The organism is Thermogemmatispora sp. (assembly GCF_019683635.1).
Taxonomy (GTDB): domain Bacteria; phylum Chloroflexota; class Ktedonobacteria; order Ktedonobacterales; family Ktedonobacteraceae; genus Thermogemmatispora.
Genome location: NZ_JADGIA010000187.1, coordinates 1 through 10,560 on the forward strand (window position 1 = coordinate 1; position 10,560 = coordinate 10,560).

A 10,560-nucleotide genomic window follows, 5' to 3' on the forward strand; every position below is an offset into this window, starting at 1 on the left:
CCTCTGGACATTTATAATATGTGTGGTAGATAGAAGACGAAACCAGCTCGTCGAATAAGAAGGGCAGCGCTGCCGAGAGCGACAGCTCACACCTGGCATGCTCGCTGGGCCAGACCGGATCTGGTCGAGCACAGCGAGCGCGATGAGGAGCCGTTGCTTTCTGATGACTCAGCCGACGGTGGCTGCGAGCATGATGGCCGGGAGCTTCGTCGGTGAAGGTGCGGCCAGAAACTCGATCAATTTTGGAAAGGTCTTCAGGGCCTTGCGTCCCTCGGTCACGAACCAAAGCGGGGTAGGTGTGCTACGGAAGGGGCCGCGCAGCACAGATTTCTGCGCGCGGGAGAACATCAGCGTATTGTGGACCACGCCGATGCCGGACTGGATATCGTAGCTGTCGTGGCCGGGGAAAGCGCCCCAAGTGGTGGCGGCCAGGGCGAAGCCGATGCCGGCCCAGTAATTGACGCCGATGGTTCCGTAGCGCAGATTAGCGACGGCGCGCTCGACGGCGTGGGCGATGGCGGGAGTCTTGAGCGACTCGGGATGGACGATCAGGGTGGCGTTGAGCGTGCCCCAGAGCCGTTCATTAGCGAAAGCCACGGCGCGATCGATGTACTCGGCAATGCTCTCGGCGGCGAGGGCGGTCTCGGCGAAGAGGCCGCAGAAAGCCTCGGTGGTATAGCAGATATCGCCCTCGCGCTCGGGATCAAGGCCGGTGATGAGGGTCCAGGGGAGCCGCCCATCGCTGACCTGCCCATACAGCTCGGCCTCGGGATGTTCGGTAACGAAGGCGCGCTGGCGCTCGCTGGCGCCGGGGTAGTAGGCTAGGCGTGGAGGGACAGTCTGTAAGACGCGCCGGATGGCATTGAGCAGCTCAGGCCGCTGCTCCCAGCCGGCATGCTGAATTAGTACGCGTGTGGCGTTGCAGTTGAAGCCGGCGTTGTTGGTCAGAGAGCTGACAATATGGGCAGCCTGATAGGCAAGATCGCGCGCTGTCCAGGGGCCGGGAACGATGATGAACGGGCTGACATTGCCAAGCTCGCCAGTGACCCGCTTGTTGATCAGGGGTTGGCGAGCGGCTTTGCGTCGAGCGCCCTCGGGACCGGGGCCGAAGACGATGGCCTCGTAGGTTTTGTCGGAGCCAGTGATGTGGATCTCCTCGACGCCTGGGTGCTGGCAAAGATAGGCCCCCTCTTCGGCGCCTCCGTAGACCAGACGCAAGAAGCCCCGATCGATCAGCGGTTGGAATGCCTCGCTCAGCAATGGCCCGAGGTAGGCGTTTACCGGATTGGCTTTGAACAGGACAACCTGATCTTCGACGAAGAGTTTGTAGAGGATATCCATCGGCCCAATGCTGGCGACGTTGCCGGCGCCCAGTACGAGCGCCACTTTGCCGCTGTGTTGGCGGTCCTGGTAGATGAGAGCCTGAGTGCGCGGAAGCTCACTGATGCTCACCCCCGGTTCCATCCAGATCTCCGCGGTGAGGCCCATAAAAAAGAGGCGGTCGTAGACACTCTGAGGAAAGACGCGCGCGGCCACCTGGCCGTTGGGCATGGTCAGCACCGGGCCGGGAATCCGGGGGTGGCCGTAGCGCTCGATGTCGAGCAACGACTGCCGGAGCTGGCGCAGGTTGTTGATGACTGGCAAGACGCCTGCTCCCCACTCTTCGCTGGCCGCTGGCTCGTCAGCGGCGAGGCCTTTGGCTTTGAGGCTGGCCTCAACCCAACGCGGGGCGATGGCGACGAAGTTGTTGAGGAGCTGCTCTAAGATGGCAATGCGCTCGCGCACCGGCACTGCGACCCAGTGGTCTTTGTGGGCCTGCAGCGCCTGCACGGCCTCATCCATGTCCTGCTGCGTGGATGGGGCTATACTGCCACTCACTGTGGGGAAGTGAGGAGAGCCGTGTCGGGTGCTGCTGGTGCTCATAAACTATACCTCCATTCGAAAGCATGGCTCACTCTACCCACTAACAAGAGCCATTCTACAGTATGTGACAGGCCAGGACAAGAGGAAGAGGGGGGGTAATGAGGGAGTGAGTAAATAAGAAAGCTAATCTGTTTGCAAGATGTGTATACGGTTTTCTTGCTTTCTTTTCGCGGTTGCTTGCAGCCTTTACCGTCTGAGTGTAGTTCCTCTTGTGATAGAGTCGAGGTCGGTGAGTGGATGGGCAACCTGGCCGGCTTGGTCCGCGCCCCTGGCTGGCCAGGGTTCGCCGGGCCAGCCAGGGGCGCTGAGTTTCGCTATTGGCGGTTGGCTAGAAGGTGTGAGCGACTCTGTGGCCTGGCCCCGCGGACGCTCAGTCTGAGGGAGGCGTCAGAGAGTAGTAGCTGGTGCCTCTGACGCGGTCCACGTGGGGGGAATGCTCCCCAAACGAGCTATTCACGGCAAGGCGGGAGGTACCGCACTGTTGAGTGCCATCCGGCGAGAGAAGTGTCTGCCTCAACCGTGAAGCGCAATGGCTAGATGGCCACAAGCTGGCGCTGGATCTTACTCGGTCTCCTGGCCGCCATCAGTGGTCTTCATCTCTCTGGTGCAGTAATTCTTGAATGTGCAAAGCTAGCGAGCTGTTTTTCGGTAACTCTATCCCTTTCTGCTGGTAGTTGGCGATGATCTTTTGGGCCAGCAGGCGCTTGGCGGCTAGCGATGGAAGAGAGCCTAGCTCTTTGAGTAGCTCCTGGCGATCTTTACGCTTGAGCTGTTCGGGGCTGAGGGTTGCCAGTTCCCTGGCTTTGGCTTGCGCTTCCTCCAAGGCCCTCGCCTTCCTCTTCGCTGGAAGGGGGCGTTGTTGGCGGCAGGAGACTTGGCTGCCTGGTGGAAGTAGCCGTAGCCGGCGCTGGTCTTGCCACCGATGCCATAGTCAGCCAGGGCTAGCTCTAGGAGATCTCTGGCCTTTTGCGCATCGGCCTGATCGCTGGACGAGGAAGAGCGTGGAGCGATGGCGAAGGTAAAGGTGGTCTTGGCCACGGTGAGGAAGGCGATTGGCACGGGCTGCTGATCGTTGCTGGGCGGCCTGTTCTTCTGGTAATAGTCGGGATAGTGGGGGGTCATAACGTCCAGCTCCAGCTGGGCCTTTCCGTTGAGTGGCATGGCGTCAAAAAAGATGACGCTGCCGGCCTGATCAAGGGTGCCAAATATACGTTTCAAATCATCTTCTGTTATATATAGCTCTTTGGAGTTCTCCGGCTCGTTGGAAAGCGAGATCTTCCTCTCTTGCTCGGCATAGCTGCGCGTCAGGCCTTTGAGGGCGCTGCCGGGAATGATGGGCAGACTATAGTTGCGGTGCAGGGTCAGATCGGTCTCCAACACGGAGTTACCGCCCAGGCCAACCACCATGCGCCAGTCGATCTCGGCCTCGAAATGAAGGGCGTTCAGGGTCTGGGTGAGCGCCTGCCAGCGCTGGTATGCGCCTGCGGCGAGGGCCTGGTCGGGTTGGTAGCCTTGGGCGAGGGTCTGGTCGGGTCGGTAGCCTTGGGCCAGATCTCGTAGCCATTGCTGGCGCGCCGCCGGGGACGCTTTGCTATCCGGGTCTAGCGAGAGCTGAAGAACCGCGCTGGGAATGTAGCGGTGAAGCTGCAGCCCCAGGTTGGGACAGACTTTAGATGCGCCAAGTTTCTGCTGGACCAGCCTGGCAGCCTCCTGGGGCAGAAGATAGGATGATAGATAGCTCTTTGCAGGAGACCTCTGGTTTTCGCTGGAGGGCTGTGACCCTCTGGTGGACCCTTGCCCTGGTTGAGGATGCTCGTTGCCACTCATGATCTTACTCTCTCCCTCCTTGCTGTCCTGGCCCGGCAGCCTGTTGGCTACCCTCTTTGGAGAGCTCGGCTTCGGCGAAACGACGCAGCCAGTCGCCGAAGGCCAGGCATTCGGTGGTTGCCCGGCGGTAGTCCTCCCGATCGGCCTTCCTCAGTACCCAGAACAATAGGGCATCAAATTTCTCGTCTTCGTTAGTGACAAAACCACGCTGGCGCATCCAGCAGGTCAGATGCTTCAGTAGATGGCCATAGGCATTTAGTTCTTGCTGCTCTTGTTTTTCTCCTTGCTCTTTTTCTGCTTTCTGATCCTTTTTTGCTTTGGCCTTCAGAAAACCCAGAGTGGCCCCCAGGCCGTTGATCTGCACCATCTGGTTAAAGGTCAAGGCCCGTGTGCGATATTCGGCTTGCAGCTCTGCTGAAGGGTGCCTCTTTATCTCTTGAACACAGTTCCAGGCGAACTTGCCGCGCTCTTGTTCTAGCAGGCGTCGTACGGGTTGTTTCTCTTCTCTCATAAGATTCACCTATTATATTTGTTATCTTTCTTCTAATAAGAAGAAGGACGATAGCTTAGGGTCTGCCTGTAGCAGAGCCAGTGAGGGGGACCGGGGGACTCCAGCGCACCTTAACGAAGCCTCGCCCTACTGTCTCGTCGCCGCCGAGCTGCAGGTAAGGGCCGGCCTGCTGGCTGAGAGTCTGGGCCTCTTGGAGCAGTGCTAAGCCCTGGCGTGGCTCTTGGCCCTTCTCAATGGGGCGTCGTTCGTTGGTGGCGTAGATAGGAGCGTAGAGCAGGGTGTCTGCTGGTAGGTGCTCCTCTGTCCAGAGGGCGCCCTCTTTGACCGTTTTCTTCTCCTGATCGATGGCAATGCGGGTAATCACCTCGGTTGAATAGAGCACGAAGTCGCGGAAATCGTCGTCGGCGAGGACGACCAGCGAAGACCGTAGCTTCTCTGCCCAATAGCCATCAAAGGGGAGGGCGTGCTCTGCCAGCCAGTGCGCTACGCTGGTCACCTGTTGGCTCTTGCTCACCTCGAAGCTGAACTCCTCCAGCAGCAAGTCGGGGTCGCTTCCGGAGGTGATGACCTTTGAGTGCTCAGTTACAAGCGCCTGGCCATTCTTCAGTCGGGTCGACGGTAGCTGCGGAAACGTCTGCTCCTGGTGGACGTGGATGAGATCCTTTCTGAAACGTTCCAGGATGTCGAGAGACGTGGTGTAGGCGAAAACTCCCTCGAGAGAGCGCACCGGAAAGAGCAGGATGCGGGCATCGCTGACAATCAAGGCCCCAGCGTGAAGCTGGTCTGTCTCTTGAGTTTCGTGCTCGTGACCAAAGAGCGCCTTGACCCGTCCGTCGGAGTTGCTGCCACACTGATCGCTGATCAGGGCGCGCAGTTTCCCTTTGATGCTGCTGCCCTGGATCATGGGATACTGTGTATGGCGCTCGCGCTGGATTGGTAGCTCGACACTGCTCAGGCCACTACCCACGCCGGCATGCAAGGGCGTTTCTGTATAGATATACATCATGCTGGTGGCGGTAATCATCACATGTGGCGCAGGAGACCCCCAGCTTTAGCTGTGGGGAGGAATGCGCCATCCTCCTTTCTCTTATTGCCAAGACCCTGCTATATATGAGATGCTATTGGCATGAATAGAACGATCGTTGTGCAACTCCATCCGACGCCAGAGCAGGCGCGCAGCCTCAAGACAACGCTTGAGCAATACACCGTCTGCTTGAATACTGTTGCTCAGGAGGGATTTACCACTGGTTGCAGCAACGGAGTCGAGTTGCACAAACGGACGTACTACCCTCTTCGCGCCCAGTATCCTGATCTTCCTGCTCAACTCGTGTGTTCTGCCCGCGTCAAAGCAACGGAAGCTGTCAAATCGGCCCTCACCTGGAAGATCAAGAAGGAAAAGGCCTATCTTCAGCGGGTCGAACAAGCCAAGAAGCAGGGGAAACCTCCTCCTGTATTCAAGCCCGTGCGATGCCCTCGCAGTGACATGACGAGTGTCCGCTATGACCAGCGTTCGTACTGGGTACACTGGGAAACCTTGACGTGCAGTCTTTCCACTGTCAATGGACGAGTTGTGCTGTCCTTCAAGGTTCCTGCTTACTACCGCCAGTATAGCGGTCACAAGGTCTGTAGTGCGGATGTGTGCTATCGTCACGGTCGTTTTTTCCTCCACATGGTGGTCTCTCTCCCTGAGCCTGTTGTTGCCCCTCGCCAGGAGGTGATTGGGGTAGACCTGGGTCTGAACAGACCTGCCGTCACCTCTCAGAGGCAATTCCTGGGAGAGAAGCGCTGGAAAGAGCAGGACCGTCGGATCTTCCGGCTCAGGAGAGCCCTGGCTGGTCGTTTGCTCAACTGTACTCGTGTATCGAGTACAAGGCCCAGGCGCGAGGGATTGCTGTCGTCAGAGTTGACCCTCGGCATACTTCGCAAACCTGCAGCAAATGTGGCTATCACCATCGCGCAAACCGTCAGTCTCAGAGTCTCTTCCGCTGCCGCCGCTGTGGCTACCAACTCAATGCTGATCTGAATGCAGCGTTCAATATTCGAGAGAAGTATCTGTCCTCTCTTGCTCGGGATGGTAGAGCCGTCCCGAGTGGGCCGACCTGTCAGGCGGCCTATCGTGTCCGCTCTTCGGAGCGAGATGCAAGCCCCCGGCTTTAGCCGTGGGGTCACCTGACTTCACCAAGCTCCTTTAATAGTCATACCGTATCCTATTTCTTGGCCGATATCTGTTATTTTTTGAAGATCAGTATCTGAGCTATCGAAGAAGTAGATGCTGCCTGCGGGCACGCAGCGCCGGGCTGGTTTGCTCTGCCCACCGTGATGGTGGGGGTTCATCTGCCATCCGCCAATCCACTGGTAGCCACTGATAGCCGCGGCGATAGGCGCGCTGAGACCTGCGGGCCAGTGCTCGGGTTGCCAGCCCTTTCTGAAGATCGCTGGGGTGGCCAGATAAAGCAGGAGCCGCTGCCCACTTAGGTGATCTGGCGTCTGAGGTGCGGCGGCCCGCACCGGCGTATCGTTGGGATCAATCAGCCAGACGGTCACAGGACGCCTCTCGCCGCCCAGGGTATGGGGGAAGTGTGCAGGAGGCGCGGGTAGGCGCAAGAGCGAAACTGTTTGCTCGTCAGGTAGCAACTGATCGCTGAGAGGATCGGCTGTCTGAGCCAGGCGCAAATCGACAAGAAAGCCATAGCCGGGCCGCAGGCGCACAGCGTAGATGGTATAGAGCATGCCCTCCTCCGTCGTATGTGTGCGCTCCTGGCGAGCGATTCCCGTGCGCGGCTCGATCATGTAGATCTCTTCCTCTGACACGATCATGTTCTGAGTCAGATCACCGTCGGGGCGCAGCGCCGCCTCCAGGCCCCGTGCTGTCAGCCAGCCTCGTAACCGGCTGCCTTTGCCGAGTGGTTGCTCTTGCTCCTGGCCTTCAGGATAGAGCAGCTGCAACCCCTGGGGAAGGTTCGTCAAGATCCCGGTGGGAGAGGCCGGTTTCAAGCGCAGTAGGCGGGTTTGCTGGCCTTGTGACCCGGGTCCGCGCAGCAAGTGGGCGGGCATAGGATAGAGCAGCTCAAAGTTGTGGCTCCCGTTCTGGGCTGGTCGGCGTCGTCCGAGAGCGATGAGCTGGATGCGCAGGCGCCCATAGCTCTGTTGATCGCCGATGAGGGCGGTCAGCTCGCGATCGCGGAAGAGTTCTGGCAGGCTCTTGCGCTGGTCCCAGTTGCTCGCGATCAAGGCCCGCAGCGACCCCTGCAGAGTTTCGGGGGTAGGTGGAAAGAGCGATTCCGCAAAGCCCACCTCGCCCGCGTCGAAGGGGCGCCCGCTGCGAAAGAGGAGCGTCTCATGTGGTTCAATGAAGAGATACATTGTTTCCTGTCTCCCTCGCGAGAAAAGCCAGAATCTGCAGCCAGTTCAGGACCTCCTTCACGCCGGAGCTGTCGGGGCCGGAGAAGGCTTGAGGGTGACTCTGTTCCATGCTAGCTGCAAGATGGACCAGGGCGTCTGCCAGAACTTCTGGTCCCGTCTCGGGGAGCTGATGGGCGGTACTGACGTTCCACTGCCGGGCCAATATGCGCCCGATCTCGCTGCTACGGGCCTTCGGTGGCAAGCCCTCCAGTCCTGGCAGCTCCCTTTTCAGTATCTCCAGGCAGCGTGGCGAAAGCGTGCCTCTGGCAAAGAGCTGCACGACAAGTTGGAAGATCTCAAGATGCTCAGTCGTTGCTCCCCCGGCCTGCTGTTCATGATCCTGGGGCGGGTAGTTCCAGCGGCAACCGGCGGAGAGCGTATTGCCAGAGCGCCAGAGGATCGTCACCACCAGGGCATTGCGCCCGTAGCGCTGCTTGGCCTGCTCTTCGGCCTCGCGTGCCATCCGACGTACCAGCGTCAGCGGCATCAGGTGATGAGCGATGGCGATGCCCATGCTGACCGTGGCTGTTCTCGTCCCGTTGAAGACCGTTTGTACGCTCGACCCTACGATCTCGCTATAGGTCCGCTGCAGAGCTGAAGCCATAGCGAACATATGCGCCAGCGGTGCGAAGGCCAGTACATCATCGCCACCAGCGTAGATCAGTTTGCCGGGACGCTCGTCCTCGACGATGTGGGGAACATGCGTGCGGGCGAATTCCGAGAGCGCTCTACTGATGGTACGGTGATCATCCTGGCTCTGGACCTCGCCGATAATGGTGCCCATCTGATCGCCGTCCATCTGCAGCAAGGCATAGTAAGGGGTTGGCTCGCCGAGGAGCCGGTGAAGCTCTCTCAGTACCTGATGGGCCCTATCGAGATAGGTTGGCTCCTCGATGACCCATTCCCCGGGAAGAGGCGGCTGCTGCGATTCGACCCGAGCGCGGTAATTCGTGCGCAGCCGCTGGGCGGTAAAAGTCTCGACAAAAGCACACTCTCCGTCAACATCCTCGAGCCAGGAGTAGTTAGCCTGCTGAGCTTTCTGTCCCAGATAAGGAAGAGCCAGGTGAGGCTTTTCCCTCTTCAGAGGCGCAGTAATCTCTTGCCAACGCTTCGCGGCCTCCTGAATTTCTCTGCTGGCTGCTGACCGAGATTGCTGGGAGAGTAACAGCTGCTCAATGAAGGTTGCGGCGGCCATCGTGCTGGTTGAAGGGAAATCCAGGCCCTGTTTCGGCGCCTCAGATCCGTCCCCGGGACCTGAGAGGAAGCTCTTTGAGAGCAGAGCGAAGCGCTTCACCGTGTCGATGGCGTCCAGGCGCTCGGAGCCATCCAGGGCGAGGTCCTTGGCCGAAATCCCCCGTTTGTTCGCTACCTGTGTCCAAAACGCTCTGACCTCCTGGCGGCTAGCGCCCTGGGTGTGCAGCGCCTCGCGCTCGCCGGAGAGGGTGCTCTTCTCGCCAGGCTCATCCTGAGCGGCGAAATCGCGCAGGCTCTTGCGAGCATCGAGGGCCTGCGAGGCGCGTTTAAACCAGGCCCCATACTCCAGGGTAGCGCCCTGACCATCGGTGTTGGCGACGATGACCCAGTAGATTTCGAAGAGGTGTTGAGGATCGGTCTGGCGCTCCCAGATGGCACGCAGGACCGCGTTGCCTTCCCAGCCAGCGCCATTGCTGCCAAAGAGCTGCTGGTAGACCTCGCTGCAGATCTTCTGCCATTCTGCATGAATGGCCTCCTGGCTGCGCTCTACCGTCCGGCGAGCCTCTGTCTGCGGCTCGGGCATCTCCTTGGTCGCGGAGAAAATTGCGACGTAGCGGTTGGGCAGGTCGGGTATCCAGCGCTGACGGTCGATGCTGGGATTGGTTGGGAACACCAAGGTCTCACTCGGCACGTGCTTAAGGGCCGCCTCCATCAGGCGCGAAAGCAGGAAGCTGCCCAGCCAGAGATCGCGCGCCTTGCGTGCCTGGGCGATGAAGGACTGTACCGGCCCCAAGGTGAAGATGAGCATGTAAGATGGAGTCATAACTTTAGCTCTCTTTTGCTTTGAAATCTGACTATAAATTTGGAGTTGATATCTAGTTGATCAGACAGCAGAGCATTCTTGCTGAAGAGAGTTGCTACGCAGATGTAGCCTGCTTTTGTAGCTGTGATATGCAGGTGCAGGGGCGAGGCCAGGCGCTCCTTGGACTCTCTGAAGGGCAAGCCAAGGGCCTTGCGCTGCTTGTCCGAAAGAGATTGGCGGTATTCCTTGTACGTCCTGCCGACGAACTCTAATGCCTCTTCTACTTTTTCCCAGGGATTGCTCTGGGAGAGAACCCATATAGAACAGGTTGCCGGAGATAGGATATCAAAAGATCTATTTTGGGGTTCAGATGGCTTTTCAATCTTGTAAAAGCGCTGAATCTCCTGCAGCCCCAGAGTGAGAGTGTTAGCCAGCTCGTCGAGGCTTTGGCTTCTGGCATCTCCTGGCGATAGCCCCGGGAGATTGAACTCTAGGGCCGAGGGCAATGTAGATGAGCAAATCGTCAGGCTGCCTGCGCAGCGGCGGGAACGTGCGCCCAGTCCGCCGAAGTTAGTCAGCAGCCAGAGGGCGATGATGGCCTCTTTTAGGGCTTGTCGATTTTTCTCGTGGGCAGTGAGGATAAGCTTGAAGTGCGTCCCGGGCGGATAGTATTGGCGGGAGGATCGATCTTTGGTCTTGTTCATAGACCAGAAGAGATAGTTTCTGCCAGGCTCCTTATCGGCTAGCTTGAAAGCAGATAACCCTTGCTCTGGCGGCGGTACCTCAGAGATGCGGATACTTATCGGCGAGCCATATTCAGCGCTCCCGAACACCTCGGTCTCGCGCCGGCGCACCTCCGCCAGGTTGCCTCCGACGATGCCTCCAATCAGCGCGCGGTACC

Annotated in this window: 8 protein-coding genes; 1 reads left to right on the top strand and 7 read right to left on the bottom strand. The window is 59.0% G+C overall.

Annotation, left to right across the window (positions count from 1 at the left end):
* Positions 1–168 precede the first annotated feature (168 nt).
* The 4 genes from IRZ31_RS17100 to cmr4 form a co-directional block, all read right to left on the bottom strand.
* A complete protein-coding gene (locus IRZ31_RS17100; RefSeq protein ID WP_297155832.1) occupies positions 169–1,923 on the bottom strand; it encodes an aldehyde dehydrogenase family protein in 1,755 nt (584 codons plus the stop codon).
* 729 nt (positions 1,924–2,652) lie between these two features.
* Positions 2,653–3,750 (bottom strand): type III-B CRISPR module RAMP protein Cmr6, encoded by a 1,098-nt coding sequence (gene cmr6, locus IRZ31_RS17105; protein WP_297155834.1) that lies wholly within the window; start codon positions 3,748–3,750, stop codon positions 2,653–2,655.
* Between the two features lie 4 nt (positions 3,751–3,754).
* Positions 3,755–4,261 carry a type III-B CRISPR module-associated protein Cmr5 gene (gene cmr5 / locus IRZ31_RS17110; protein WP_297155836.1) on the bottom strand — a complete coding sequence of 169 codons (507 nt, stop codon included), beginning with the start codon at positions 4,259–4,261 and terminating at the stop codon, positions 3,755–3,757.
* A gap of 55 nt (positions 4,262–4,316) precedes the next feature.
* Positions 4,317–5,267, bottom strand: coding sequence for a type III-B CRISPR module RAMP protein Cmr4 (gene cmr4 / locus IRZ31_RS17115; protein WP_297155838.1), 951 nt, complete (start codon positions 5,265–5,267; stop codon positions 4,317–4,319).
* Between the two features lie 881 nt (positions 5,268–6,148).
* On the opposite strand from cmr4, the gene IRZ31_RS21475 reads away from it, so the two are divergent.
* The gene (locus IRZ31_RS21475; protein WP_363325692.1) at positions 6,149–6,418 is read left to right on the top strand and encodes a zinc ribbon domain-containing protein; all 270 of its coding nucleotides are present in this window, start codon (positions 6,149–6,151) and stop codon (positions 6,416–6,418) included.
* An 18-nt stretch (positions 6,419–6,436) separates the two neighbouring features.
* On the opposite strand, the gene IRZ31_RS17125 is transcribed toward IRZ31_RS21475, so the two are convergent.
* From IRZ31_RS17125 to cmr1, 3 genes are all read right to left on the bottom strand, one after another.
* Entirely contained in the window at positions 6,437–7,624 is a 1,188-nt protein-coding gene (locus tag IRZ31_RS17125) for a type III-B CRISPR module-associated Cmr3 family protein (RefSeq protein ID WP_297155842.1), read from the bottom strand.
* Positions 7,608–9,680 carry a type III-B CRISPR-associated protein Cas10/Cmr2 gene (gene cas10, locus IRZ31_RS17130; protein ID WP_297155844.1) on the bottom strand — a complete coding sequence of 691 codons (2,073 nt, stop codon included), beginning with the start codon at positions 9,678–9,680 and terminating at the stop codon, positions 7,608–7,610. The genes IRZ31_RS17125 and cas10 overlap by 17 nt, the downstream gene beginning before the upstream one ends.
* Positions 9,677–10,560, bottom strand: an 884-nt coding sequence (gene cmr1 / locus IRZ31_RS17135) for a type III-B CRISPR module RAMP protein Cmr1 (RefSeq protein WP_297155847.1), incomplete at its 5' end; no start/stop codon positions are given. The genes cmr1 and cas10, both read right to left, overlap by 4 nt.